The sequence below is a fragment of the Pseudomonas sp. Marseille-Q5117 genome (assembly GCF_946901175.1).
Classification (GTDB): domain Bacteria; phylum Pseudomonadota; class Gammaproteobacteria; order Pseudomonadales; family Pseudomonadaceae; genus Aquipseudomonas; species Aquipseudomonas iranensis.
This window is the reverse complement of sequence record NZ_CAMPPP010000006.1, coordinates 205,360-230,713: the sequence shown is the minus strand read 5'-3', so window position 1 is coordinate 230,713 and position 25,354 is coordinate 205,360. Positions and strand designations below refer to the sequence as shown.

The window sequence follows — 25,354 nt, the reverse complement described above, 5'->3', positions numbered from 1 at the left end:
GTTGAGTGGTTAGAAGCGGGTGGTTGGCTTGGGATTTGTGGTGGGGCTGCCCCTCACCCCAGCCCTCTCCCGAGGGAGAGGGAGCCGATCGTTGGGCTTTTCAGAATCTGAGTTCGACTCGGTATCTCAGTCGGCGTATCTCTCACATTCACCGCGGTCAGTCCCCTCTCCCTCTGGGAGAGGGCTAGGGTGAGGGGCTTTTGACGTTGAGGGTGTCTTATTTGCCCACCTCGGCGTTCGCATGCAGATAATCCGTCGCCAACGAAGCCAATGTCCTCACCCCGACCACTAACGCCGACTCATCGACAAAGAACCCCGGATTATGATTCGGCGCAGCTTTGCTCATGTCCTGATCCCGCGGGGTCACGCCGAGAAACACGAACAACCCCGGCGCTTCTTTGGCGAAGAACGAGAAATCCTCCGCTCCACCCACCAGCGGCCCCTGCACCACGTCATCCTTGGCGGCCCACTTCAACGTCGGCAGCATTTTCTCGGTCAGTGCCGGGTTGTTGATGGTCGGGTCGTATTTTTCGATGATGGTGACGTCGGCTTTCGCGCCGCCGCTTTCGGCGATTTTCTCGACTGTCTGGCGCACGTCGCTGTGCAGTTTCTGGCGGATGCCGTAGTCGTAGGAGCGGATCGTGCCGGTCATGTCGAGCGATTCGGGGATGATGTTGTAGCGGGTGCCGCCATTGATGGTGCCGATGCTGACCACCGACGGGTACGAGGAAATGTCGGTGCGGCGGCTGACCACGGTTTGCAGGCCGACGATGGTTTGCGCGCCGACGGTGATCGGGTCGATGCCGTCCCAGGGGCGGCCGGCGTGGGTTTGTTTGCCGTGGATCTTGATGCGCAGGTCGTCGGAGCTGGCCAGGGTCGGGCCGGGGCGGTAGGCGATCTGGCCGGCGGGGACGCCGGCCCAGACGTGCAGGCCGAACACCGCGTCGGGTTTCGGCGATTTCATCACGCCTTCCTCGACCATCATCTTCGCGCCCCAGGTATTTTTGCCGTCGGGAATGAAATCGCTCGGACCTTCCTCGGCGGGCTGGAAGTAGAACACTACGGTGCCGGGCAAGGTGTCGCGCATCCCTGTCAGAATTTTAGCTGCGCTGAGCAGGATCGCGGTGTGGGCGTCGTGGCCGCAGGCGTGCATGACGTCGACTTCCTTGTCGAGATACGTGCCTTTGGCTTTCGAAGCGAACGGCAAGTCGGAGACTTCCTTGACTGGCAGCGCGTCCATGTCGGCGCGCAAGGCCACGGTCGGGCCGGGCAGGGCGCCTTTGAGAATGGCGACAACGCCGGTGCGGGCGACGCCGGTTTTCACTTCCAGGCCCATGGCTTGCAGCTGTTTGGCGACCAGTTCAGCGGTGCGTTTTTCAGTGTTGCCAAGTTCTGGATGAGCGTGAAGGTCGCGGCGGGTTTCCAGCAGCTCCGGTTCGAGCTTCTGCGCCTGCTCGGCGATGCGCGTGCGGGCGCTGTCCATCGTCGCGGCGCTGGCGTGGCTGGCGACCAGGGTGAGCAAAAGGGTCTGGGCAATGCGCGTCAGTTGCATGGGCTTCTCCTTGATTATTGTTGTTGGCTTCCTTGCCTGTGACAAAGGCTTTGCACGCAAGTGCGATCGGGTCCGGAAAACGCTATGCGCTCCGACGGATTTACGTTTGAGCATAAGTTATCAGCGAAAACTCCTACCGCTTTATCAGTTCCGTCCGGCGTGACAGATAAAACGCGGGCGATAACCATGTACCGCACCGCACAAGATCTATTTCCATAAATTTCTCCAGCTACCGGTCACGTTATTGGCTGTTTGAGGGTAACGGGTCAGTGTGACAAAACTATTGTCCATGGAGGACTTATAAATGCAGCGTAATGGAATAACGCTTCCGCCGATTGTTGTGCGTCCGGATAAACAAGATGAATATTTACATTATTTAGGTGCAGGGGACGGCTCGGGACCAGGCATTAACTTTGCGCCGTTGGGTGAAATACTCGATATGGAAAGTATCTACAAAGATACTTCCAGAAATATTGCTCAAGTCATCGAACATGAACTGGCAGAAGTGCGGGCAGCAGGCGACCAAAGTGTATTGCCGCCTTTGGATGCGCTGGCGCGGGAGATGCGATTCAGGGAGTCGCTGACGACACGAAAATTCAATGCGTTTTTCGTGGCGAGAGACGTTGCCATTCAACGTTTCAGTCATGCCCAAATTGAAACGTTTTTTAACGGTGGCCGGTTACCGCAGGTAAATCGGCGAGGCAGTAGTGTCAGCGTTCGGCAGGCCTATAGCGCCTTGTTCAATGCCAAGTTGTTGGTCGAAGGCATCAACTTGTTGAACAGCCAGTCGGCCACGGTCAAGGGCATGATTGCCGTGGTGCAAGCGCAGGAAGCCGAGCGGATCGCTCAGGAGCAGGCGCGGTTGGCGGCGGAACACGCCCGGCAGATTGCACAGGAACAGGCCCGCGTTGCTCAAGAGCAGGCGCGACGGCTGGCGGAAGAACTGGCGCGGCAGGCCGCCGCCAATGAACTCAGGCGGATCGAAGAAGAACAGGCCCGTTTGGCGGCTGAGGCACTGGAGCGCAAGCGTGCCGAGGAACAGGCGGCGCTTGAGGCTGAAGCCGAAGCACGCAGGGTGGCTGACGAAAAGCGCCGGCAGGACACCCCCGGTGGGCACAGTAGCCTTTTGCGCTTTCAGGGCAATACCAGCCACGCCCAACTGGTATTTGCGACGTCCGCTGGTGCGGTCGCAATTGCCGACAGCCTGATGGCGGGTCTTGCCGGTTCGATTCGCTCGGCGGTGGCAGGTTTATCGGGGCTGGCTGCTGGCACGGCGTCGGGTCTGATGGTGGGGGTAAGTGCGTTTGTCTACTCCCCGGTGTTGGGCAATGGGGAATTGCCTGAACGCTTTCTGCTCAGCCTCCCACTGGCAGATCTGCTGCCCGGTCAACTGCCTGATCTGGACAGGCTGGCAAGCGAAAGGGCACGACTGAATCTGCCGGTGCGTTTGAGCGCCCGGCCGCTGACGGGCTCTCTCGCCGAACTGCTTGTCGTTCCGGTAGCGGGGACAAAACGGCCTTCCGGCGTTCGCGTGGTTGCAGCTGGTTTCAACGCAGGGAACAACACTTACAGCGCGACCCTCACTGACATCCCGCCGACAACCGCGGTCTGGACTCCCGCAGTAACGCCGGCAGACAGTTCAACGCTGTTCCCCATCGAGAATCCGGCCCCACCGCGATATATCGGCGGCAACCTCGTGCCGATTGAAGGGCGGATCGACACTTATCCGGGTCGGGGCAACATCCGTTTCGACGACTTCATTCTGGTGTTCCCGTCGGAGTCGGGTGTGCCACCGCAGTACGTCATGTTCCGGGATCCGCGCAATGATCCGGGGGTGGCCAGCGGTTATGGGGAACCGGTTGCGGGTGGGTGGCTGGAGGCGGCTATGCAAGGTGAGGGGGCGGCAATTCCATCGAGAATTGCAGATCAGTTGCGAGGCAAGCAGTTCAACAGTTTCAGGGCTTTCAGGGAGACTTTCTGGAAGGCGGTGAGCGCTGACGTTGAGCTGGCGATGTGGTTTGATCCAAATAGTCTCAGTGCAATGAGCAAAGGGCGGTCAGCGTTTGTGAGAGCGGGTGATCGAGTCGGTAAACGAGTGAAACTTGAGCTGCACCACGTCTCATCGTTATCGGACGGTGGGCAGTTGTACGATATTGATAACCTGCGTTTGCTAACTCCGAAGCAGCATTTGGCAGTTCATAAGGGAGTCGAGTAATGAAAAAGTTAATGATCAGTGATATGTCCGAAGAGCAGTTTTTGCATTTTGTACAAAAGATATGTCAATCGGATTACGCGACTGAAAAGGGGCATACCTCAGCTGTTATGGAGTTTGAACGACTGAGCGAGCATCCAGCCCGTTCCGATTTAATCTATTACCCGGAACCGGGCAAAGGTGGTCCGGAAAACATTGTGGCGGAAGTAAAAAGATGGCGGGCCGCCCACGGCAAACCTGGTTTCAAAGACCAGTAAGCGCTGCCCCCTATTGGCGCATCTGCCGATAGGGGGCTCAAGGGGACTCAATCGCTTTTCTTGACCTCCACCCCAGGCGTAATCACCTGCACACTCATCCGCGGCGTCGCCAGATCCAGCCCCGCCTCATCCAGTTGCCTTTTCAGCGACAAATTGAACGCCCGGGAAACTTCCCACTGCTTGATCGGCGCAGTCTTGAACCGTGCGCGCAAAATCGCGCTGCCGGACTCGAAACTTTCCACACCCTGAATCTCCAGCGGCGACCAGATGTTGCGGCGTTGCAGCGGATCGCTGCGCATCTTCTGGCCGACGTCGCGCATCAATTTGATCGCGTCGTCGATTTCCATGTTGTACGGCACGGCGACGCGGAAGATCGCGTAGCCGAATTCCCGCGAGTAATTTTTGATGCTCTTGATTTCGCTGAACGGGATGGTGTGGACGATGCCGTCGATGTCGCGCAGGCGCACGGTGCGGATGGTCAGGCCTTCGACGGTGCCGAGGTGGCCACCGACGTCGACGTAGTCGTCGATGGCCAGCGAGTCTTCGATGATGATGAACAGGCCGGTGATCAGGTCAGCGACCAGCGACTGCGCACCGAAGCCGATGGCCAGACCGATCACGCCGGCACCGGCCAGCAGCGGCGTGACGTTCATGCCCATGTTCGCCAGGGCGACGATCAGCGCAATGATAAATATCGCCACGAACAGCACGTTGCGGATCAGCGGCATCATCGTCTGCGCCCGGGCGTTGGCCAGGCCTTTGCGCGAGCGGGTGAGGGCGTGGTGCACGGCGGTGTCGGCGAGGATCCAGATCAGCCAGGAGAAAATCAGCGTGCCGATCAGGCTGAATAGTTTGACGCTGATGTCATGGCCATCGCCTTCGGCGAACGCGATCAGCGAATGGCCCCAGACGCGCAGGCCCAATTCGATGAAGATCAGCCACACCAGCAAATGCGTCAGGGTATAGAAGAAGTTTTTCAGGCGCTCCGAATACAGCGCATGGCGTTTCGGCCCGCGTTGCGGTTTCAGTGAATGGCGGCGCACCAGGCCGTTGATGACCATGCACAACACCAGCAGCACTGTGCAGATCAGCGACTGCCGCAGGGCGGTGCTGGTGTCGCCGGCGGAGACGAAGGTGGCGAACAGCGAGATGCCGACCAGCACCAGTGCCGGCACGTACCAGAAGGTGCCGAGGATTTCGATGGTGTCGCTGAGGGCGCGGCGTGTCAGGCGCCGCGACAGCGGTTGGTTGCGGATCAGGTGCGCGATCGGCCGACGGAAACGCAGGATGAACAGGCCGGTCGACAGCGCCGCCAGCACATTGGCGGTAGTCGCGGCGGTGTGCGCCAGATGTACGCCCAGGCTCTCGACCAAGCGCGGATCGCTCAACGCTTCGCCGAACGCGGCGAAGCTGCCGATCAGCCACAGCGGCCGAAACGCTTGATGACGCAGGATGTACAGCGCGCGATGACGGTGCGGGCCGTCGAGCAGGGAGAAGGCGATCACACAGATCGCCGAAAAACAGGTGCCGACCACCAAGGCATACGCCAGCACCATCGCCAGGCTTTTGCCCAGCGAAGACGGCAGCACGTAGCTCATGTACACCGTGATCACCAACGCGATCAGCCACGGCCCAAGCTTGCGCAGGGCAAAACGCAGCATATCGAGGGCCTTGGGATGTTGCGGCAGTTCTTCGGTGAGGCCGAAGCGCAGACGCACGCGGTGGCCAAGCCAGATCAGCGCGGCGGCGAGCAGGCTCCAGACCATCAGGATCACCGCGAAACCGAAGATGATCGGCAGCCATTCATTGGCCGGCAGCAGCTTGCTGGTCAGTTCGTCCTTGGCCAGATCGAATTCGTTGGACCAGCGGGTAATCGGGCTGTCGGCGCCGGAAAACTGTTTTTCGAAGTTGGCGAGGGTGCCGCCGATCAGGCCCAGCACGCCTTCTTCCGGGGTGGTCTGAGCTTTCTTCGTGGCGTCGCGCAGCTTCTTCAGATCACTGAGCAGCTGCGCGCGTTGCTTGTCGTTTTCCAGCGACTTGATCACTTCGTCCAGCGACTGGCCGAGGGGTTCCACGGCTTCAGGCTGCGGTTTTGAAGTGTTGAGCAGGCCGGGCAGACCGACTGCCTGGGCGGGCGCCAGCGGCAGCAGCGTCATCAGGAAGACAAGCAGCAGACCGGGCAAAGCAAAAAGACGAGCAAACACCAGAAGACAACCTCGCGATAGGCGGATGCGCTGGAGTGTACGAGGCCCCTTGGCGCAATGCGAGCCGGGCGCGGTCATTCGTTGAGTTTGGCGAGGATCTTGTAGACCACCGTGGCGAGGATCATCAGCATGCCGACCCACATGGCGAACACCCCAGCGTTCTTGTCGCGGAAGTTGAAGCCGATGGCCAACAGGATCATTCCGCTGAGGATGGGAATGAGCATGGCGTGGAAGGAGGACATCGAGATCATGGAGACTGCCTTGTCTGTAGAGGATGCTTGCAGTCTAGGCGGGTTTTCGAGGCAGGGTGTGATGTGGCTCAGGAATGCATCAGGCCGAGAGGATTCTGCTGTCTGCACAGGCGCTTTCGCGAGCAGGCTCGCTCCCACAGGTTGATTGGCATTCCAAGGGGAGGTGACTGGCTCCCACAATGAAATGCAGTTCAATTGTGGGAGCGAGCCTGCTCGCGAAGCTTGTCAGCCGTTACGGCAATTCACGGCTGGCATAAAACGCGCTGAGCACTTTGACCAGATGCGCCAGATCATGGCTGCCGCACAGTTCGCGAATCGAGTGCATGGCAAAGGTCGGCAGGCCGATGTCGACGGTGCGCACACCCAGATGGCTGGCGGTGATCGGGCCGATGGTCGAGCCGCAGCCCATGTCGCTGCGCACCACGAAGCTTTGCACCGGGACTTCTTCGGCCATGCACAGATGGCGGAAGAAGCCGGCGGTTTCGCTGTTGGTGGCGTAGCGCTGGTTGCTGTTGACCTTGATTACCGGGCCAGCGTTGAGTTTCGGCCCGTGGTTGGCGTCGTGCTTGTCCGCGTAGTTGGGATGCACGCCGTGGGCGTTGTCGGCGGAGACCAGCAGGGATTTCTGAATGGTGCGGACGAACTCGTCGCCTTCCGGCAACAGGCGGCGCAGGGTTTGTTCGAGCATCGGGCCGTCGGCACCGCACGCCGAGCAGGAGCCGACTTCTTCGTGGTCGTTACAGACCAGCACGCAGGTTTCGTCGGTTTCGGCGGTGAGCAATGCTTGCAGGCCGGCGTAGCACGACAGCAGATTGTCCAGACGCGCACCGGCAATGAAATCGCCGTTCAGGCCGATCACCGCCGCGCTTTGCGTGTCGTAGAAACTCAGCTCGTAATCGAGGACGACGTCGGCATTCAAGCCGTGCTCGCGGGCCAGTTGATCAGTGAGCACGGCGCGGAAATCGACGCGCTCGGCACCACCGAACCGGGCGAGGATCGGCGGCAGTTCGGTCTGCGCGTTGATCGCCCAGCCCTGGTTGGCTTCACGGTTGAGGTGAATGGCCAGGTTGGGAATGATCGCGATCGGTGCCTTGAAGTCGATCAACTGGCTCTCGACCTTGCCGTCACGGCGGAAGGTCACGCGGCCGGCCAGCGACAGATCGCGGTCGAACCACGGCGCCAGCAGCGCGCCGCCGTAGACTTCGACGCCCAGCTGCCAGAAACCCTGACGCTGCAGTTCTGGTTGCGGCTTGACCCGCAGGCACGGGCTGTCGGTATGGGCGCCGACCAGACGGATACCGTCGTGCAGTGGCGAGTTGCGGCCCATTTTGATCGCGACGATCGAGGAGTCGTTACGGGTGACGTAATAGCGGCCGTTGGCCTCGGTGGACCATGGCTCGCGCTCGTCGAGACGCACATAGCCGGCGGCCTCCAGACGCTGAACGAGGCTGGCGGTGGCGTGGAACGGGGTAGGAGAGGCCTTGAGAAAGTCGATCAGGCCCTGGTTCAACTCTGCGCGCATAAGAAACTCCAGACAGCAATGGGCGGCAGTTTAACGCATCGCTCCAGCCCGTTGGGCAAGTGCTTTGAATTCGCTGTGCAACGCTGTCAGGGGTGATGAAGGATGCGCTTGCGCAGGTAGGCAATGATCGCTTGTTGATCATCCTTTCTGGCCGGTTTCGGCAGGCGTTTCGGCCACCCCTTGCCGCTGCCTAAGAAGGCTTTTTTTGCGCGACATTGTCCCAGCGAAGGATTTCCCGCCAAGCCGATGCCCACCATTGGTGACGGCAGATTTCGTAATACTGATGGTGTTGCCCGGGTGGGCGTCAACCGGTGATCAGTCTGCCACTGAGGAAGACTTCTCGGCGCTGCTTGCGACCGACGTATTCATGTTTGCTCAACTGATAGACCGCCTCGAACCTGTCTCTCGATAGACCGGGCAGCGCGCTGAGATATTGATCGACCAGGCGATCGTAGGCGGCTTCGGTAATGAACTTGTAGATATCCCGACGATAGAAGAAGCCGAGTTGAAAACCGAGTGTTTCACTTGCGTGCGCGGTCGGGCCGGCGAAGCAGTTTTCAAAGTCGATGGCTTTGAGTGGCCTTTGCGTTTGCTCGGGCACCATGATGTTGCCCACCCAGAAATCCATGTGAGTGATGTTCTTGCTGGCGAGCGAGCTGAGCAGTTGAAACGCGTCGAGGATGAAAGCTTCGATGTTTGCGGGATTGCGTCTGATGCATTCGGCGCCGTCGATATGGCCTTCGAGCAGGTGAGTCAGGAGGAAAAATTCCTCGGTCAGGCCGAGTCTGCTGCGCGTATAGCCATAGCCCTTCAGCGCAGGCATCTCCACGCCCCGGCGCTGAGCTTCGAGGGAATTCATCAGTTCTTCGAGCGGCCAGTCGAAGCGGCCGTTGCGTTGCGGTTTGTTCAGACTCACCCGCACCTTTGCCTTGAATGTGTCCAGTGGCTGGACCTTGGCGAAAAGTGGTGTTTCACAGGACGACAACGGTGCGCTGGCTCGGGTCAGTTTGTGCGCGCGGCGTTTTTTAATGAGCTGCTCCAGGGCCTGGCGTGCCTGGATGCTGGGTGCTTCGCTCAGGTGCAGGGTGGTGTTACCGAATGCGCACACGATGGGGTATTCGGATTGAAGTGTTTTGCTGCAGAACACGGAAGAGGCCTCCTGCCTGATATCGAAGTGCCATGATTTTATATTTGATTACAATTTTATGACAGTTCTTTACGTCAATCTATTGCCGGTGGAATTCTGGCAGGACAAAAAAAGCCCTTCGCAAGGAAGGGCTTTCAAAGTATTTACGCATTTCAGAATGGCGCCGGGCACTCGAAGCGCAGGCGTTCGCCGGTTTGCGGGTGAGTGAAGCTGAGCATGCTCGCGTGCAGGCACAGACGTGGCCAGGCCGCCAGCGCTTGCTCGTGGGCGTAGAGCCCGTCACCGAGCAGCGGATGGCCGATCGACAACATGTGCACGCGCAGTTGATGCGAGCGCCCGGTGATCGGTGTCAATTCGACCCGGCACCACTCGCTGCAACGTTCCAGCACCTTCCAGAACGTCAGCGCATGTTTGCCAAATTCGTGATCGACCACATGCCGTGGCTTGGTCGGTGGGTCGTAGCGCAGGGGCAGGTCGATGCTGCCGCTGTCCAGTTCCGGCTGACCCCAGGCCAAAGCGGTGTAGGCCTTTTCGGTTTCGCGATCATGAAACTGCCGCGACAGCTCGCGATGGGTGTCGGCATCCCGGGCCAGCAGGATGATGCCCGAGGTTTCCCAGTCCAGACGATGGACGATGCGCGCTTCCGGGTAGCCGTTTTCCTGCAAGCGGGTAATCAGGCAGTCCTTGTTGTCGTCAGCGCGACCGGGCACCGAGAGCAGTAGGGTCGGTTTGTCGACCACCAGTACGGCGGCGTCCTGATGGATGATGCGGATGTTGGACAGCGGCATTAAAACAGCCTCGTAACAAATGCCAACGGCGGTTCAGGACCATTCCACGGGGGAATGGCCCTGAACCGCCGTCATACCTGCCGGATCGACTCAGCGATCGGGCAGGGTGATGTTGAGTTCCAGAATCGAGCAACTGCCCTGGCTTTCCAGTGCAACATGTACGTCGTCGTTGCCGATGTTGACGTACTTGCGGATCACGTCGACCAGTTCCTTCTGCAAGGCTGGCAGGTAATCCGGCGTGCTGCGCTGGCCGCGCTCATGCGCCACGATGATCTGTAGACGCTCTTTCGCTACCGAGGCGGTACTTGGCTTTTTGTTGGCACGAAAGAAGTCAAAAAGGTTCATTACCTACCTCCAAACAGGCGCTCGAAGAATCCCTTCTTCTCGACATCGAGGAATCGGTGGGCTTTTTCTTTGCCCAGCAGGCGGTCGACGGTATCGCTGTAAGCCTGACCGGCATCGCTCTGGTCGTCGAGAATCACCGGCACGCCCTGGTTGGAAGCCTTGAGCACCGCTTGGGATTCCGGGATGACGCCGAGCAGGGTCACCGAGAGGATTTCCTTGACGTCTTCAACGCCGAGCATCTCGCCCTTTTCAACACGCTCCGGGTGGTAGCGGGTGATCAGCAGGTGTTCCTTGATCGGGTCTTCGCCACGTTCGGCGCGGCGCGATTTGCTCGCCAGCAGGCCGAGCATGCGGTCCGAGTCACGTACCGAGGACACTTCCGGGTTGGTCACGACGATCGCTTCATCGGCGAAGTACATGGCCAGGTGCGCACCTTTCTCGATGCCCGCCGGGGAGTCGCAGACGACGAACTCGAATTGTTCCTTGAGCTCCATCAGGACTTTTTCCACGCCTTCGACGGTCAACGCGTCTTTGTCGCGGGTCTGGCTGGCCGCCAGTACGTAGAGGTTTTCCAGGCGCTTGTCTTTGATCAGTGCCTGTTGCAGGTTGGCTTCGCCGTTTACCACGTTGACGAAGTCATACACTACGCGGCGCTCGCAACCCATGATCAGGTCGAGGTTACGCAAGCCCACGTCGAAGTCGACGATCACTGTTTTGTGGCCGCGCAGAGCGAGACCGGTACCGATAGCGGCGCTGGTGGTGGTCTTACCCACACCACCCTTGCCGGATGTAACCACGAGAATCTTGGCCAAGGTGTTTCACCCCTAAGGAAGAAGGACTGTTCAGCCCCTGAAAAACATCTCTTGAAAACTACTGCAGTCGGACAGCCTTGGCTGGAATTTGGCTTTGGGCCTTTTTCCTACTTCGTTTGAGCCGTTTTCGCTACGTTTTAGAGATGCTTGGAAAATGCGGCAGTATCCGTTAAAGCCGAATGATGTTCAACACGTCGCCTGACAGGCTGACCTGGACGCCCGAGCCCCACATCGGATCGCGACGCAAATCCTCGGAGACCTTGTAATGACCGGCGATGGAGATCAGTTCAGCGCTCAATTGCTGACAGAAAATCCGTGCCTTGGTGTCACCTTTGACGCCGGCCAGCGCACGGCCGCGCATCGGGCCGTATACATGGATGTTGCCATCGGCAAGAAGTTCCGCCCCCGGACTGACCGAAGAGACCACGACCAGATCGCCACCCTGGGCATATATCTGTTGGCCACCACGTACTGGCGTGGTGATTACGCGGGTCGGTTTGACGCTCGGCTCAGGCGGCTTTTCCGGCTTCTTTTTGACTTCGGCTTCCGGCGTCTCCAGCGGGCGCTCGCGGGCGCCGGAGGGCGGTAGCACGGGGATGTCGATGGCGATGGCAGCGGCGATGTCTTCGATGCGGCTGGCACGAATGGCCAGGGTACGCAGGCCGTGTTGACGGCAGACGCGCATCAGCCCCGGCAGGTCAACCGCGCCCTGATTCGGCGGCAGTTTGTCCAGCGCCAGGACCAGCGGTGCATTGCTGAAAAAATTCGGCGCCTGGGCGACTTTGGCGGCCAATTGCCGATCGAGGCTTTCGAGGTCGTTACGGGCCAGTTCCAGCACAGTGATGGCCAGCATGCTGCCCTTGAGCTGGAATACGGGATCTTGGTCTAACGGGTCGGTTTGGCTCATGTCGGCATACAACGGCTTGTCACTAAAAGTGCCGAGACTTATAACGAGAACGCCCGCGAGCCGCAAGCCGGGTCGAACGATGTAGAATGCGCGGCCACTGTATTTACGGAAGCTTTAATGGATCGCCCGCGTTTTCGAAAAGCATATCTTGCTCCGCGCTTCTGGCCGCTCTGGTGCGGCCTGGGGCTTTTGTGGCTGATCGTGCAGTTGCCGTATCCGGCGCTGCTGACCATCGGTCGAGTTTTAGGCGCGTTGATGTATCGCGTCGCCAGCGACCGGCGAACCATCGCCCGGCGCAATCTGGAATTGTGCTTCCCGGAAAAATCCGCCGCCGAGCGCAAACGCCTGCTCAAGGAAAACTTCGCCTCCACCGGCATCGCCTTCTTCGAAATGGCGATGAGCTGGTGGTGGTCGCGCGAGCGTCTGGCGAAACTGGCCCACGTCGAAGGCCTTGAACATTTGCAGAAGGCCCAGCGCGAAGGCAAAGGCGTGATCCTCATGGCCGCGCATTTCACCACGCTGGAAATCGGCGCGGCGCTGCTCGGCCAGCAGCACACCATCGACGGCATGTACCGCGAACACAAAAACCCCTTGTTCGACTTCGTCCAGCGCCGTGGCCGCGAGCGGCACAATCTCGATTCGCTGGCGGTGGAGCGCGATGACGTGCGCGGCATGCTCAAACTGCTGCGCTCGGGACGGGCGATCTGGTATGCGCCGGATCAGGATTACGGCGCCAAGCAGAGCATCTTCGTGCCGTTGTTCGGCATTCAGGCCGCCACCGTCACTGCGACGACCAAGTTTGCGCGGCTGGGCAAAGCGCTGGTGGTGCCGTTCACGCAGGAACGTCTGGCCGACGGCAGTGGTTATCGCCTGGTGATCCATCCGCCGCTGGAAGACTTCCCCGGCGAGAGCGAGGAGGCCGATTGCATCCGCATCAATCAGTGGGTCGAGAGCGCTTTGCGTGCCTGCCCCGAGCAATATCTATGGGCGCATCGGCGCTTCAAGAGTCGCCCGCCGGGTGAGCCAAAACTTTATCCCAAGCGTCGTTGATTAGCCGATCTGACAAGCACCGTGGAGTGTTGCGATGAGTCCTGCTGAACCGGTCACAGGTTTGATTCTTTCCGGCGGCGGGGCTCGGGCGGCTTATCAGGTCGGGGTGCTGGCGGCGATTGCCGAGGTGCTGCCGGTCGGCGCGGACAATCCGTTTCCGGTGATCGTCGGCACCTCGGCCGGGGCGATCAATGCGGTCAGCCTGGCCAGTGGCGCCCCGGACTTTCGCGCCGCCATCGAACGCCTGACCCAGTTCTGGCAGGGCTTTCGCAGCCACCGCGTGTTGCGCAGCGACTGGCCGGGCGTGATCCATCAAGCCAGCCGCTTCGTCAGCCACAGCCTGCTCGGCCTCGGTCGACAGATGCCGGTGGCGCTGCTCAACAGTTCGCCGCTGCGCGAACTGCTCGAGGAAAAACTGCACCTGCCCGGCATCGCCGAATCCATCGCGCGCAAGCAATTGCATGCGGTGGCGGTGACCGCGTTCGGCTACGAATCGGGGCAAGCGGTGACGTTCTATCAGGGCGGCGGCACCATCGACGCCTGGCTGCGGCACCGCCGCATTGGCGTGCCGACGCAATTGTCGGTCGAGCACCTGTTGGCCAGTTCGGCGATCCCGCTGTTGTTCGCGCCGGTGAAAATCGGCGAGGAATATTTCGGTGACGGCGCAGTACGCCAGTCGGCGCCGATCAGCCCGGCGCTGCATCTGGGTGCCAGTCGCGTGCTGGTGGTGGGCGTCAGCGGCAACCCGCGCGGCGTTGATCCGCAGCAGCCGCTGGAGCGCGCCTACAGCGGCCATCAACCGACGCTCGCGCAGATCGGCGGGCACATGCTCAACAGCACGTTTATCGACAGCCTGGAGAGCGATATCGAGCTGCTGCAGCGTCTGAATCAGTTCAGTCATTTGCTCCCGGCCGGCACGCCGACCCGTGCGCTGGGTGTGGCGCCGGTGGAGGTGCTGGTGATTGCGCCGAGTCAGCCGATCGACGAAATCGCCGCGCGGCATCGCCAGGAGCTGCCAGCGGCGCTGCGCCTGTTTCTGCGCGGGCCGGGCGCGACGAAGACGAGCGGGGCGGGGGTGCTCAGTTACCTGCTGTTCGAGGCGGGGTATTGCAGCGAGTTGATCGAGTTGGGGCGGCGGGATGCGTTGGCCAAGCGCGAGGAACTGTGCCGGTTTTTGCGGATATCCGAAGCGGTGGCTCCTGCCTGAAATCTGCGGTGAGGCCTTCGCGAGCAGGCTCGCTCCCACATTGGAACTCGGTCTGAATGTGGGAGCGAGCCTGCTCGCGAAGCTTTCAGGGTCAGAAGTGGAACTTGACCAGGAAGCTTGTGGTGCTCTGATCGGTCTTGAAGTACTGGCTGTCCTTGATCCCGTACTTGTCCGACCAGTAGTCGTACTCGACACCGACATACAACTGCTTCTCGCCGAAATTCAGCGCCTTGCCCAAGTCGTATTTGACCTGTGGATTGAAGTGCAGGTTGGCGTGGTAGTCGCCTTTGGAGTTGGAATCGTTGTCGACTACCCAGTCCATGAAGCCGTCGATGAGAATGTTCGATTTGCCCACCGGGATGGTGTAGGACCAGACCGGGGTGATCTGCCAGACATTGTCACCGGCGCGTGCGCCCTGGGTGTGACGCTGATAGAAGTTCAGCTGGAAGTAGTCGAAGCCAGGAATCGCCAGGTCGAAGCCCGGACCGATCAGGTACGACTCGGTATCGCCTTCACCGAACTCGTAGGTCATGGCCAGCAACACGTCAGTCACCGGGCCGAAGGCCAGTTTCTGATCGAAGATCTTGCCGAACGACAGGCGCGGGCTGAGCTCGCCGTAGTAGGTGTTGGAGCCGACGCCGCCATCATCCTTGCCGTTGTAGAAAATCTTGTCGATGAACAGGAAGTTGTCCCCATACTTCCAGGCATCGGCGTGCTCGAAGGTCACGGTTTGCTGAATGCGCGGGTTGACCTGGAAGTCCTTGCCATACAGGTAGGTCAGGCTGTTGTTCTGCCACTGCAGCAGGCCTTCGGCCATCGCCTGGCCGCCGGCGAACATCGATCCGGCCAGCATCAGGCTGGTGCACATACGTTTCATTCGGTTGCTCCCAAAGTAGGTGTTCCACGTTATTTTTTTAAGTTCGGCGCTCTGATGTGGCGCCTTTTTTCGTACCGCAAATTTCATCCGATCGGTCAGCTTTCATTGCTGGTAGCAAAAGCTGCGCCAAGGCTTTTGAAAAACCAAAAAACGCCCGTTCGGCTGCTGAAAAACAGTCGACGAGCGTGTTTTCGGGATGCCTCAGGACTGACCGTAGCCGGGATAAGTTGGCTTTTCGGTCAGAAATTGAATTCAGGCTTTTTTTTAGAGCGAATTCGGAAGGCCGCGGAGAATACTGACTCCTCGGCCGGCGCTCAAGTGCCCCGCAACAGAGCACCGACGACAGGCATGGCGCACGGTTGCGGGCCATCTCAGAAGTGCACCTTCAGCAGCAGGCTGGCGGTGTTCTGGTTGGTATCGAACGCGTGGCTGTTTTCGATGCCGTATTTGTTCTTCCAGTAGCTGTACTCGGTGCCGACGTATACCTGTTTCTGGCTCCAGCCCATGGCTTTGCCGAGGTCATATTTGATCTGCGGATTGATGTGCAGGTTGGCGTGGTAGGTACCGCGCGAGTTTTCGTCATTGTCGACGACCCAGTCGAGGTAGCCGTCGATCAGCACATCGGAATTGCCCAGCGGAAAGCTGTAGGACCATGCGGGGGTGATTTGCCAGACACCATCGCCGGGCCGCGGGCCTTCGGTCTGGCGGCGGAAAATGTTCAGGGTGACGTAGTTGAAGCCGGGCACTTTCAGATCGAAGCCGGGACCGATCAGGTAGGCCTCGCTTTCGCCTTCGCCGTACTCGTAGGTCATCGCCAGCAGCACATCCTTGATCGGGCCGAACTCGATCTTGCGGTCGAGGATCTTGCCGAAGGACAGACGCGGGGTGAACTCGCCGTAGAAGGTGTGCGGACCTTTGTTCGGGTCCTCCTTGCCGTTGTAGAAGATCTTGTCGACGAACAAAAAGTTGTCGCCGTACTTCCACTTGTCGGCGTGCTCGAAGGTGACCGTCTGCTGATAGGACGGGTTGATCGCGAAGTTCTTGCCGTACAGATAGCTGAGGCTGTTGCTCTGCCAAAGCAGCAGATCGCCGGCCATGGCCTGACTCGCGGCCAGCAGGCCGCCACTCAACAGAACGTTGCTTTGCGTGCGGATCATCTGTTGCTCCCTGTTGTTTTTATTGTTTGAGGCACAAGCAGTTGCGTAGTCCTGTGGGAGCGAGCCTGCTCGCGAAGCGGTTGTGTCAGTCGCCATCAATGTTGAATGACACAGCGCTTTCGCGAGCAGGCTCGCTCCCACAGGTGGTGTGGTGGTTTCAATCAGTGCGCATGGCAATCATTGATCGCCGCACGCTCCTTGCCGCCGAGGATGTTGAACAGCAGGTTCAGGGTCAGCGCGCTGAGGGTGGCCATGGCGATGCCGCTGTGGGTAATCGGGCTCATCCACAGCGGCAGGTGGGCGAAGAATTCCGGACGTACCACCGGGATCAGGCCCATACCGATGCTCACCGCGACCAGCAGCTGATTGCGGCGGTCACCGATGTCCGCCTCTTGGAGGATCTTGATACCCGTCGCGGCGACCATGCCGAACATCGCAATCGCCGCGCCGCCCAGCACCGCCGGTGGAATCGATGCCACCAGAAACGCCGCTTTCGGCAACAGGCTGAGGACGATCAGCAGGCCGCCGGCAACGATGGTCACCGAACGGCAGCGCACACCGGTCATCTGCACCAGGCCGATGTTCTGCGCGAACGAGGAGTGGGTGAAGGTGTTGAAGAAACCGGCGAAGAACGAGGCGCCGGCATCGCACAACAAGCCACGACGGAGCATGCGCGGGCAGACTTCCTGGCCGGTGATCTTGCCCAGCGCGAGAAACATCCCGGTGGACTCGACGAAGATGATCACCACCACCAGACACATCGACAGAATCGGTGCCAGCTCGAATTTCGGCATGCCGAAATGCAGCGGGGTGACGAACTGAATCCACGGTGCGTTGGCCATGCCGCTGAGGTCGACCATGCCGATCGCGCCGCACATTACGTAGCCCAGGCACATGCCGATCAGTACCGAAATATTGACCCAGAATCCGCGCATGAAGCGATGAACCAACAGAATGGTCGCCAGCACCAGCGCAGCGATGGCCAGATAAATCGGCGAACCGAATTGCGCGGCGTCGACCCCGCCACCGGCCCAGTTCACGGCCACGGGGAACAGCGATAAACCGATCGAGGTGATGACCGTGCCGGTCACCAGCGGCGGGAAGAAACGCACGACCTTGGACATGAACGGCGCGATCAGCATGCCGAAGAAACCGGCAGCGATCGTCGCACCAAAGATCCCTTGCAGACCGATGCCGGGCATGCCGGCCATGGCCACCATGCTGCCGACCGCAGCGAAACTGGCACCCATCATCACCGGCATGCGAATACCCATCGGGCCGATGCCGAGCGACTGCACGATAGTGGCGATGCCGGCGACGAGCAGGTCGGCGTTGATCAGGAAGGCGATTTCTTCACGACTCAGGCCAGCGGCCTGTCCGATGATCAGCGGCACCGCGATGGCACCGCCGTACATCAGCAGAACATGTTGCAGACCGACCAGGATCAGTTGCAAAAGGGGCAAACGCTGAATGGCGGGTGCGTCGGGGATGCGCGCTTTGGACAGCTCGGACATGCAACACCTCGGATCTTTTTTATTCTTGTGATTAACAGCTGCCGGGTTGCTTGCAGCTGTTTCTTTGCATCAGGGGAACCGCGTTTCGGCGGCTATTCGCGAGCAGGCTCGCTCCCACAGGATCTCTGTAGGCGTGAGCCTGCTCGCGATGCTTTCAACGATTAATTGGTCTGCGCTCCCTGAGCGATCCATGCACCGATCAGGTCACGTTCCTGCTGGGTCATCTGGGTGATGTTGCCCAGTGGCATGATCTGCGTGGTGATGGCTTGCGCCTGGATGCGCGCCGCGTTCTGGCGAATCTGCTCGGGGGTGTCGAGTATCACACCGGCAGGAGCAGCGCTGAACAACGGGCTGGTCGGCTTCGACGAGTGACAAACCGTGCAGCGTTCCTGAATCACGTGGTGCACTTTGTCAAAGCCGGGACCAGCATTGGAGGCTTGCGCCGGTGCTGCGGCAGGCTCGGCAGGTTGCGCTGCTTCAGCCGGTTTTGCGCCACCCCCCAGCGCCGTTTCCGGCAATGGCTGGTACTCGATTTTCGCCGGTGCCTTGGCCACTTCAGGTGCAGTCGACATCGGCGTCGGGCCGGTGACGTAGGCCAGGCAGATCATGCCCACCGCTGCCACCGGCAGGGTCCAGGCAAACTTGTGGCTGTCGTGACGGGTGTTGAAGTAGTGACGCACCAATACCGCCAACACCGCGATCCCGGCCAGGATCAACCAGTTGTACTGGCTGCCGTAAGTGCTCGGGAAGTGGTTGCTGATCATGATGAACAGCACTGGCAGGGTGAAGTAGTTGTTGTGACGCGAACGCAGCAGGCCCTTGGCCGGCAGTGCCGGATCAGGCGTGCGGTTCTCGGCGATCGCCGCGACCAGTGCGCGTTGCGCTGGCATGATGATGCGGAACACGTTGCCGACCATGATGGTGCCGATGATCGCGCCGACGTGCAGGTACGCACCACGACCGCTGAACACTTTGCTGAAGCCATAGGCGGCGGCAATGATCAGCACGAACAGGATGAAGCCGAGCAGGGCGGGTTTCTTGCCCAGGGCCGAATCGCAGAGGAAGTCGTAGACGAACCAGCCGACGATCAGCGAGCCGATACCGATGGCCACGCCTTCAGGACCGCTGAGGCCGCTGCCGGGTGCCACGAGGTAGAGCACCGGATTGGAGTAGAACACCACGCACAGCAGCGCGATCCCCGACATCCAGGTGAAGTAGGCTTCCCACTTGAACCAGTGCAGGTTGTCCGGCATGGACGGTGGGGCCAGTTTGTATTTTTCCAGGTGGTAGATGCCGCCGCCGTGGATCGCCCACAGATCACCGGCCAGGCCGGTTTTCGGGTTGACGCGGTTGAGGTTGTTCTCCAGCCAGACGAAGTAGAACGACGCGCCGATCCAGGCCACGCCAGTGATCATGTGAACCCAGCGCACGCTCAGGTTCAGCCATTCCAACAGATGTGCTTCCACAGTCTTTACCTCTCGCCTGTCACTCTTGTTGTCGAGTGATCAGACCTTCTCTTATTGGTGGGGGGCGAGGATCAACCGCTCATCCTCTTTGAAAAAATGCTCATCGCAGTTATTGCCTGTGCCACTGCGATCAACCACCAGGAAGTCATCCCGCTTTTCGATCGTCAGCACCGGGTGGTGCCAGACGCCGCGATGGTAATTGATGCCCTGCCTGCCGTTGGTGACGAAGGCGCGGACCAAGCCTGATACAGGTGCATCGCCAACTGGCGCGACCACGATCAGAAAGGGGTTGCCGAGCAGCGGAATGAAAGCCTGGCTGCCCAGCGGATGGCGTTCCAGCATGCAAACGGTCAGCGGCATGTCCTGCGCGTCGGCGCGGAAAATGCTGATGATTGCGTTGTCCTCAGGCGTAGCGGTTTCGACCGTCGCCAGCTTGTGGAAGCGCATGGTCGAACCGTTGTTGATCATGAAGTGATCGCTGCCGTCGGTTTCGATCACGTCACCGAAAGGGGCGAAGGCTTCTTTGGTCAGCGGTTCAATCGTCAATGTGCGCATGCTGTTCTTCTTTTCGTTGAGTGATCGTTCCCACGCTCTGCGTGGGAGTGCAGCCCGTGACGCTCCGCGTCACATCCAAAGCGGACGCAGAGCGTCCAGTGATGCATTCCCACGCAGAGCGTGGGAACGATCATTGCGGTGTTATTTAGCCACCTTGCCGAGTACACGCAGGCGACTCACGCCACCATCCGGGAACACGTTCAGGCGGATGTGGGTGATCGGGCCGAGTGCCTTGATCTGCTCGACGAAGGTGTGTTCGGCGTGCATTTCCAGCTTCTGGCTTGGCAGCAGTTCGCGCCAGAACAGCGACTGGGTTTCGATCTGGCTGTCGGTGCCGCCCTTGACGAACGCGCCCTGGATCGAGCAGGTGTCCGGGTAGTTGCCTTTGAAGTGCAGGGTGTCGACGACGATTTTTTCGATCTCGCCCGGATGACCCAGCGCGACGATCACCCAGTCATTGCCCGGTGTGCGACGACGCGCGGTTTCCCAGCCGTCGCCCATGTTGATGCCACGGCCCGGGTTGAGGATGTTGCTCATGCGGCCGAAGTGTTCGTCGGAGCAGGCGAGGGCGCGGCCACCGTTGAGGGCTGCTGCCAGGTCCACTTGCTCGTTGTCGCCCACAGCGGACCAGTCGCGGAACGGAATGCCGTACACGCGCAGACGGGCAACACCGCCGTCCGGGTAGATGTTGAAGCGCAGATGGCTGAACGCTTTGTCGTTGCTGATTTCGTGGTAGTGGTGGCTGTTGCCCTGCAGCTCGACGGCCGACAGCACTTCGGTCCACTGGGTGTTTTCATCCGGCTCGCCCGAGGCCAGGAAGCACGCTTCCAGCGAGGCCGATGGCGGGTAGTTGCCGGTGAAGAATGAAGTGTCGATGTCCACGCCTTTGATCGAGCCCGGTACGCCCAGACGGATCACCGCGCTGTCGAAACCTTCGAAGCGCTTGCGGCGCGACTCCCAGCCGTCCATCCACTTGCCGTTGTCATCGAACACGCCCTCCTTCCATACGGCCGGGGTCGGTTGGAACAGACGATTGGCGTCTGCGAACCAGTCATCGGTGACCGAGATGATTTTGGTGCCCAGACGGGCGTCGGCCAGGTTGACGTATTTTTCGAAAGGTACGGCGTAAGCTTTCATTCTTCTTGTCTGCCTTTAAATTAGTGGCTGGGGATGCTCGCAGGGCCCTGGGCGTTTGCGCGTTCATTCACGCTCGGGCCAGGCTTGCTAAAGAGTCAGTAAACGGAACAGGGCAATCTTGTTGATCTGCGCCAGCGCGCATTTGAACTCGGCTTCCACCGAATTGTTGATGCGCGTTTCGAACGCCGCGAGGATCTGATGCCGGTTGCTGCCTTTTACCGCCATGATGAAGGGAAACTTGAACTTGGCTTTGTAGGCGTCGTTCAGCTCGGTGAAGCGCTGGAACTCTTCGGCCGTGCATTGGTGAATACCGGCGCCAGCCTGTTCATTGGTGCTGGCTTCGGTCAGTTGGCCCTGGACGGCGGCTTTGCCGGCCAGGTCCGGGTGAGCGTTGATCAGGGCCAGCTGGCTGGCATGATCGGCGCTCAACAGGATATCGCTCATGCGCTGGTGCAGGGTTTCGATCTCGTCGATCGAAGCGTCCGCACCGAGGTCGTAGGCCTTTTCGGCCACCCATGGCGAATGTTCGTAGATGTCGGCAAAGGCTTTGACGAAAGCGTCGCGGCTCAGGGTCGACGGTTGCAGGGTTTGAAAGCGGCTCATTTTGCAGTCCCTTGGTACGGGTGGGTTTCTTGCCAGTGACGCGCGATGTCGACGCGACGGCTGAACCACACCTGTTCATGACTTTTGGCATATTCGATAAAGCGCTTGAGCGAAGCGAGGCGACCAGGACGGCCGATCAGGCGGCAATGCAGACCGATCGAAAGCATTTTCGGCGCTTCGGCACCTTCGGCGTAAAGCACGTCGAAGGCGTCTTTGAGGTATTCGAAGAAATCGTCACCCTTGTTGAAACCCTGCACTTGCGTGAAGCGCATGTCGTTGGTGTCGAGGGTGTAGGGGATCACCAGATGCGGTTTGCCGGTCGGGTTGTTCGGCTCCCAGTAGGGCAGGTCGTCGTCGTAGGTGTCGCAGTCGTAGAGGAAACCGCCTTCTTCCATGACCAGGCGACGGGTGTTCGGCCCAGTGCGGCCGGTGTACCAGCCCAGCGGACGTTCGCCGGTCAGTTCGGTGAGGATGCGGATCGCTTCGAGCATGTGCTCGCGTTCCTGCGCTTCATCCATGTACTGGTAGTCGATCCAGCGGTAGCCGTGGCTGCAGATTTCATGGCCGGCCTCGACCATCGCACGTATCACGTCCGGGTGACGCTGGGCGGCCATGGCCACGGCGAAGATGGTCAACGGAATGTCGAATTCCTTGAACAGCTTCAGAATCCGCCAGACGCCGGCGCGGCTGCCATACTCGTAAAGCGATTCCATGCTCATGTTGCGCGCGCCTTGCAGCGGCTGAGCGGCGACCATTTCGGAGAGGAAGGCTTCGGATTCCTTGTCGCCGTGCAGAATGTTGCGCTCGCCACCTTCTTCGTAATTGAGTACGAAAGACAGGGCGATCCGGGCATTACCCGGCCAGTGTGGGTGAGGAGGGTTACTGCCGTAACCGATCAGGTCGCGTGGGTAGTCAGCGCTCACTGCAGTCTTCCTTCTTGTACGTTGACAGATTGGTGTGGCGGCCTGGCAGGCTGGCGTCACAGCGATGAGCTGATTGTATACAACTTTATTTACATTTTGTAAGCCTGAATTTTCGCATTTTTCACCGGCCGTCATCTTTTGCTACTAATGGTTCAAGCCTGCAAGAAACCTGCCTGACCAGTCAGCTAATGAATAGAAGGTTCAATGATCAGGCGCTTTGCTGGTTGATTGGCGATAAACGCCCGGATGGCGGGGGTGAGGCGAAAAATGTCGTTTTTATTGTGTACAATTTTTTTGAAAAGTGTCTTAATCAGTCGCTCGCCGCAGCGTTTCGTGCTCTGAAACGGTGCGGTCTCCTTTTCAACTGACTTCGGGAGGCGCGAAGTCTGACCGTTTGTTGCGGCCAGGCGCGCAGAATCAATGGGACGTTTGACAACACACGTTTTGGACGCTGCACACGGTTGCCCGGGCAGCTCGATCAAGGTCGAGCTGTACCGCGTTGAAGGATCGCACCTGGAATTGGTCGCCAGTGCGACAACCAACAGCGATGGCCGGGTCGATGCGCCGTTGCTGCAAGGCGACGATTATCGCACCGGGGTTTATCAGGTGCAGTTTCATGCCGGCGATTACTACCGCGCCCGTGGCGTACAACTGCCCGAGCCGGCGTTTCTCGATGTCGTCGTACTGCGTTTCGGCATTTCCGCCGAGCAGGAGCACTATCACGTGCCCCTGCTGATTTCGCCTTACAGCTATTCCACCTATCGGGGCAGCTGACCCCCAAGCAGCTGCCCCCACCGGGAAGCGACTGCGCATATAGCTTCTTTGGTCTTTCGCCCGCTCACACTGCGGGCTTTTTTTTGATCAACCGCAGCGTCGCCTTCAGCGCTCCCGGATAATGAATACCGAATCCGGAATGCCGTCGACTTTCAGCACACCGCCAATCAGCCACGTCACTTTGTGTTGCGCGGCAGCGACGGTCAGCGCCGCAAAAGCCTCGGCACCAATCCTGGCGGGCAGACTCGGTTCTGTCAGTTCATTGCCCGGTGTGTGAGACAGGCCAGCCTGATCGACACTGCCCAGTTTCAGAAAGAACACCCGATCATGGTTCGCGCGCTTGAACACCAGCGTCGGCACCCGATGCTCGTATGTCAGCGGAAACACTTCATAACCGCTGCGCACCAGCAATGCGCCGAGCAGGCGCCGCAGATTCAGCTCCGTCGGATAGGTTTTGTAGTGAGCCCATTCGACGGCAAAACGCTACGGGTCGAACGTCAACCGCTGCAATTCGCTGTCGGCTTGCGAGGGCATGGGAATCAACCTCTTCCCCCTGACTTCGATATCGGGGGCCACGGCCAGCATGCTCACAGGGTCGGCAAATTCCGGCGCGGTGGAAAATGGTCGTTGTTTCCATTGATTCAGCGCGGTGTGGATGTTCACCAACCCGGTACCAGTGATGGTCAAAGAGTGGTCGGCGAGCTCGAACAGGCGTCTGGCGACGGCCCGGGCAGTGTGGTCGGAAAAATCGGGAAACGCTTGGCCAACAGTTGTCGAAATCGGCGCTTCGAAAAAACGTTTGCCGGGATGAATTTCTCCTGGGTCGTTGCCGATTCGGAACGTGGCCACCGGTTGCAGCTGCGGTGCGGTCCGTAACATGTGCTCGAAAGAGTTGAAGTCTGTCGGGAAAAACTCCGGATGGAGAACGAAATACACTTTTGGTGCCGGATTGGAGCCCACGGGCACGATGGGGTAGTGCAGCCAGCCCAGTTGCACGGATGGCACGGCGGGAGGCGTATTCAAACGGCCCCAGGGCAACCAGAAATAAGGCGTCTGGTCGCTTTGTTCAGGAGACGGGCGAGCCAATGTCTGCGCTGGCTCGGCAAGCCGTGGCCGCTTGCTCGGGCCGGGTATTGCGTCGTCGGGCTCGGTAGGTCGAGGACGGCTGGCGAGCGCGGTCTCGGTCCATGCGAAGTCAGCAGGTTTTCGCCGCCAGAATACCGTGCCGGCAATCTGTTCGAAGAAAATCGGCGGCGCGTCGTTTGTCGACGCGAAGGCTTGCTGATACTCGCCGGCCGTGTTTTTACGGACCATGACGGTGCCATCTGCCGTGGTGACGAAAGTCTGCTTGAGCTTGTTGTAACGCAGCCCATCGGTGGCGAGCTCAGGTTTGGTCAGTGTGTTGGCGTCGGCGGCGGAAAGGTACGAAGGGCTTAGCGATGCAGCTGGCGTTATGCCGCGAACCGACGCGGATTGCCCGTCCGGACGCTGGATGCGCCAACTCGCCTGGCCTTTGATCCTCGTCAGCAGCGGACCGGCAATGCCGAGGGCAAAGCTCAACGGTAAGTAATAGTTGCCCTGCAGATTCTGTTCCACAGCAAATCGGCCTTCGTCACCGATTTGCGCATAGGTGCGTTGATCAGGCCCGGTAAAAAGCCCGCTGTTCTCGGCAATGGCGGTCAACTCGTTCCAGCGTTCCTGCGGCCAGGCGATCGCACCTCGAGCGGCGTCGTGGAAGGCGAGGGCGCTGTCCGGTATCCCGCTCAGAACAACAGCAGGCTGGCGAGCGATCGAGCTGGAGGATGTGCGCGGTGTTTGCAAGTGGGTGGCTGAATCGGTGCGAGACAGTGAGCTGTCACCGCCAATATTTGGGCTGCGACCTAAAGTCGAGGAGGCAGGCTTGGGTGTGGCGGACGAATCAGTTGCAGTAATCGTGGCAATTTTCTTGGGCGGGTTGGCCATTTCAAAAAACTCATGTAGATAAGGCGCGAGGCGCCATCAAGCGCCCCGACGCGAGAGGTGAGCGCACTCATCCCCAGCGTGGGGAAAGGGGCTGCGAGAGGTGCGTATTGGGTTGGCGAGGGTCGACCGGTT

General features: G+C 59.8%; 24 protein-coding genes. 5 read left to right on the top strand and 19 right to left on the bottom strand.

Annotated elements, in window-relative coordinates:
• Positions 1–217: 217 nt before the first annotated feature.
• Positions 218–1,552 carry an amidohydrolase gene (locus tag OC605_RS12610; protein WP_262137450.1) on the bottom strand — a complete coding sequence of 445 codons (1,335 nt, stop codon included), beginning with the start codon at positions 1,550–1,552 and terminating at the stop codon, positions 218–220.
• Between the two features lie 304 nt (positions 1,553–1,856).
• On the opposite strand from OC605_RS12610, the gene OC605_RS12605 reads away from it, so the two are divergent.
• Both OC605_RS12605 and OC605_RS12600 read left to right on the top strand, forming a co-directional pair.
• Positions 1,857–3,767 (top strand): S-type pyocin domain-containing protein, encoded by a 1,911-nt coding sequence (locus OC605_RS12605; protein WP_262137448.1) that lies wholly within the window; start codon positions 1,857–1,859, stop codon positions 3,765–3,767.
• The gene (locus OC605_RS12600; protein WP_186565859.1) at positions 3,767–4,021 is read left to right on the top strand and encodes a bacteriocin immunity protein; all 255 of its coding nucleotides are present in this window, start codon (positions 3,767–3,769) and stop codon (positions 4,019–4,021) included. Before OC605_RS12605 ends, OC605_RS12600 begins: the two co-directional genes overlap by 1 nt.
• 47 nt (positions 4,022–4,068) lie before the next feature.
• Here OC605_RS12600 and OC605_RS12595 read toward each other — a convergent pair whose 3' ends face one another.
• The 8 genes from OC605_RS12595 to minC all read right to left on the bottom strand — a co-directional run bounded on the left by OC605_RS12595 (position 4,069) and on the right by minC (position 11,997).
• On the bottom strand, positions 4,069–6,225 hold the full coding sequence (locus tag OC605_RS12595; protein ID WP_262137446.1) for a mechanosensitive ion channel family protein: 2,157 nt from the start codon (positions 6,223–6,225) through the stop codon (positions 4,069–4,071).
• Positions 6,226–6,299: 74 nt separating this feature from the next.
• The gene (locus OC605_RS12590) at positions 6,300–6,476 is read right to left on the bottom strand and encodes a hypothetical protein (protein WP_007965354.1); all 177 of its coding nucleotides are present in this window, start codon (positions 6,474–6,476) and stop codon (positions 6,300–6,302) included.
• A 232-nt stretch (positions 6,477–6,708) separates the two neighbouring features.
• Positions 6,709–7,998 (bottom strand): M18 family aminopeptidase, encoded by a 1,290-nt coding sequence (locus tag OC605_RS12585; RefSeq protein ID WP_262137444.1) that lies wholly within the window; start codon positions 7,996–7,998, stop codon positions 6,709–6,711.
• 304 nt (positions 7,999–8,302) lie between these two features.
• Positions 8,303–9,145 (bottom strand): hypothetical protein, encoded by an 843-nt coding sequence (locus tag OC605_RS12580; protein ID WP_130887549.1) that lies wholly within the window; start codon positions 9,143–9,145, stop codon positions 8,303–8,305.
• 152 nt (positions 9,146–9,297) lie between these two features.
• Complete coding sequence (locus OC605_RS12575) at positions 9,298–9,933, bottom strand: RluA family pseudouridine synthase (protein ID WP_262137441.1); 636 nt, start codon at positions 9,931–9,933, stop codon at positions 9,298–9,300.
• A gap of 90 nt (positions 9,934–10,023) precedes the next feature.
• Positions 10,024–10,278: a cell division topological specificity factor MinE gene (gene minE, locus OC605_RS12570; RefSeq protein ID WP_003223146.1), complete on the bottom strand. Its 255-nt coding sequence runs from the start codon at positions 10,276–10,278 to the stop codon at positions 10,024–10,026.
• Complete coding sequence (gene minD / locus OC605_RS12565) at positions 10,278–11,090, bottom strand: septum site-determining protein MinD (protein WP_007913953.1); 813 nt, start codon at positions 11,088–11,090, stop codon at positions 10,278–10,280. The genes minE and minD overlap by 1 nt, the downstream gene beginning before the upstream one ends.
• 169 nt (positions 11,091–11,259) lie before the next feature.
• Complete coding sequence (gene minC, locus OC605_RS12560) at positions 11,260–11,997, bottom strand: septum site-determining protein MinC (protein ID WP_024012205.1); 738 nt, start codon at positions 11,995–11,997, stop codon at positions 11,260–11,262.
• 117 nt (positions 11,998–12,114) lie between these two features.
• On the opposite strand from minC, the gene OC605_RS12555 reads away from it, so the two are divergent.
• Together OC605_RS12555 and OC605_RS12550 are read left to right on the top strand one after the other, a co-directional pair.
• Positions 12,115–13,047 (top strand): lipid A biosynthesis lauroyl acyltransferase, encoded by a 933-nt coding sequence (locus tag OC605_RS12555; RefSeq protein ID WP_041479319.1) that lies wholly within the window; start codon positions 12,115–12,117, stop codon positions 13,045–13,047.
• A gap of 34 nt (positions 13,048–13,081) precedes the next feature.
• Positions 13,082–14,254 (top strand): patatin-like phospholipase family protein, encoded by a 1,173-nt coding sequence (locus tag OC605_RS12550; protein WP_262137436.1) that lies wholly within the window; start codon positions 13,082–13,084, stop codon positions 14,252–14,254.
• 91 nt (positions 14,255–14,345) lie between these two features.
• Here the strand turns inward: OC605_RS12550 and OC605_RS12545 are convergent, their stop codons facing one another.
• The 8 genes from OC605_RS12545 to puuE all read right to left on the bottom strand — a co-directional run bounded on the left by OC605_RS12545 (position 14,346) and on the right by puuE (position 22,486).
• On the bottom strand, positions 14,346–15,131 hold the full coding sequence (locus tag OC605_RS12545; protein ID WP_056784020.1) for an outer membrane protein OmpK: 786 nt from the start codon (positions 15,129–15,131) through the stop codon (positions 14,346–14,348).
• Between the two features lie 371 nt (positions 15,132–15,502).
• Positions 15,503–16,288: an outer membrane protein OmpK gene (locus tag OC605_RS12540; protein ID WP_073472608.1), complete on the bottom strand. Its 786-nt coding sequence runs from the start codon at positions 16,286–16,288 to the stop codon at positions 15,503–15,505.
• Positions 16,289–16,449: 161 nt separating this feature from the next.
• Positions 16,450–17,802 (bottom strand): nucleobase:cation symporter-2 family protein, encoded by a 1,353-nt coding sequence (locus OC605_RS12535; protein ID WP_262137433.1) that lies wholly within the window; start codon positions 17,800–17,802, stop codon positions 16,450–16,452.
• A 161-nt stretch (positions 17,803–17,963) separates the two neighbouring features.
• The gene (locus tag OC605_RS12530) at positions 17,964–19,268 is read right to left on the bottom strand and encodes a urate hydroxylase PuuD (protein WP_133340127.1); all 1,305 of its coding nucleotides are present in this window, start codon (positions 19,266–19,268) and stop codon (positions 17,964–17,966) included.
• A 51-nt stretch (positions 19,269–19,319) separates the two neighbouring features.
• Positions 19,320–19,823, bottom strand: coding sequence for an ureidoglycolate lyase (locus tag OC605_RS12525; RefSeq protein ID WP_039763801.1), 504 nt, complete (start codon positions 19,821–19,823; stop codon positions 19,320–19,322).
• A 141-nt stretch (positions 19,824–19,964) separates the two neighbouring features.
• Positions 19,965–20,960: an allantoicase gene (gene alc, locus OC605_RS12520; RefSeq protein WP_016773759.1), complete on the bottom strand. Its 996-nt coding sequence runs from the start codon at positions 20,958–20,960 to the stop codon at positions 19,965–19,967.
• A gap of 87 nt (positions 20,961–21,047) precedes the next feature.
• Complete coding sequence (gene uraD, locus OC605_RS12515) at positions 21,048–21,563, bottom strand: 2-oxo-4-hydroxy-4-carboxy-5-ureidoimidazoline decarboxylase (RefSeq protein WP_262137429.1); 516 nt, start codon at positions 21,561–21,563, stop codon at positions 21,048–21,050.
• Positions 21,560–22,486 (bottom strand): allantoinase PuuE, encoded by a 927-nt coding sequence (gene puuE, locus OC605_RS12510; RefSeq protein WP_024012213.1) that lies wholly within the window; start codon positions 22,484–22,486, stop codon positions 21,560–21,562. The genes uraD and puuE overlap by 4 nt, the downstream gene beginning before the upstream one ends.
• Positions 22,487–22,906: 420 nt before the next feature.
• On the opposite strand from puuE, the gene uraH reads away from it, so the two are divergent.
• The gene (uraH, locus tag OC605_RS12505) at positions 22,907–23,260 is read left to right on the top strand and encodes a hydroxyisourate hydrolase (RefSeq protein ID WP_041479332.1); all 354 of its coding nucleotides are present in this window, start codon (positions 22,907–22,909) and stop codon (positions 23,258–23,260) included.
• A 105-nt stretch (positions 23,261–23,365) separates the two neighbouring features.
• Here uraH and OC605_RS12500 read toward each other — a convergent pair whose 3' ends face one another.
• On the bottom strand, positions 23,366–23,647 hold the full coding sequence (locus OC605_RS12500) for a hypothetical protein (protein ID WP_262137428.1): 282 nt from the start codon (positions 23,645–23,647) through the stop codon (positions 23,366–23,368).
• A 96-nt stretch (positions 23,648–23,743) separates the two neighbouring features.
• Entirely contained in the window at positions 23,744–25,222 is a 1,479-nt protein-coding gene (locus tag OC605_RS12495) for a hypothetical protein (RefSeq protein ID WP_262137427.1), read from the bottom strand.
• Between the last annotated feature and the right edge of the window lie 132 nt (positions 25,223–25,354).

Excerpts from the sequence above, each read along its gene's own strand:
- OC605_RS12610 (WP_262137450.1), bottom strand. The coding sequence starts at position 1,552 with ATGCAACTGACGCGCATTGCCCAGACCCTTTTGCTCACCCTGGTCGCC.
- OC605_RS12605 (WP_262137448.1), top strand. The coding sequence starts at position 1,857 with ATGCAGCGTAATGGAATAACGCTTCCGCCGATTGTTGTGCGTCCGGAT.
- OC605_RS12600 (WP_186565859.1), top strand. The coding sequence starts at position 3,767 with ATGAAAAAGTTAATGATCAGTGATATGTCCGAAGAGCAGTTTTTGCAT.
- OC605_RS12590 (WP_007965354.1), bottom strand. The coding sequence starts at position 6,476 with ATGATCTCGATGTCCTCCTTCCACGCCATGCTCATTCCCATCCTCAGC.
- OC605_RS12585 (WP_262137444.1), bottom strand. The coding sequence starts at position 7,998 with ATGCGCGCAGAGTTGAACCAGGGCCTGATCGACTTTCTCAAGGCCTCT.
- OC605_RS12575 (WP_262137441.1), bottom strand. The coding sequence starts at position 9,933 with ATGCCGCTGTCCAACATCCGCATCATCCATCAGGACGCCGCCGTACTG.
- minE (WP_003223146.1), bottom strand. The coding sequence starts at position 10,278 with ATGAACCTTTTTGACTTCTTTCGTGCCAACAAAAAGCCAAGTACCGCC.
- minC (WP_024012205.1), bottom strand. The coding sequence starts at position 11,997 with ATGAGCCAAACCGACCCGTTAGACCAAGATCCCGTATTCCAGCTCAAG.
- OC605_RS12555 (WP_041479319.1), top strand. The coding sequence starts at position 12,115 with ATGGATCGCCCGCGTTTTCGAAAAGCATATCTTGCTCCGCGCTTCTGG.
- OC605_RS12550 (WP_262137436.1), top strand. The coding sequence starts at position 13,082 with ATGAGTCCTGCTGAACCGGTCACAGGTTTGATTCTTTCCGGCGGCGGG.
- OC605_RS12545 (WP_056784020.1), bottom strand. The coding sequence starts at position 15,131 with ATGAAACGTATGTGCACCAGCCTGATGCTGGCCGGATCGATGTTCGCC.
- OC605_RS12540 (WP_073472608.1), bottom strand. The coding sequence starts at position 16,288 with ATGATCCGCACGCAAAGCAACGTTCTGTTGAGTGGCGGCCTGCTGGCC.
- OC605_RS12535 (WP_262137433.1), bottom strand. The coding sequence starts at position 17,802 with ATGTCCGAGCTGTCCAAAGCGCGCATCCCCGACGCACCCGCCATTCAG.
- OC605_RS12525 (WP_039763801.1), bottom strand. The coding sequence starts at position 19,823 with ATGCGCACATTGACGATTGAACCGCTGACCAAAGAAGCCTTCGCCCCT.
- alc (WP_016773759.1), bottom strand. The coding sequence starts at position 20,960 with ATGAAAGCTTACGCCGTACCTTTCGAAAAATACGTCAACCTGGCCGAC.
- uraD (WP_262137429.1), bottom strand. The coding sequence starts at position 21,563 with ATGAGCCGCTTTCAAACCCTGCAACCGTCGACCCTGAGCCGCGACGCT.
- uraH (WP_041479332.1), top strand. The coding sequence starts at position 22,907 with ATGGGACGTTTGACAACACACGTTTTGGACGCTGCACACGGTTGCCCG.
- OC605_RS12495 (WP_262137427.1), bottom strand. The coding sequence starts at position 25,222 with ATGGCCAACCCGCCCAAGAAAATTGCCACGATTACTGCAACTGATTCG.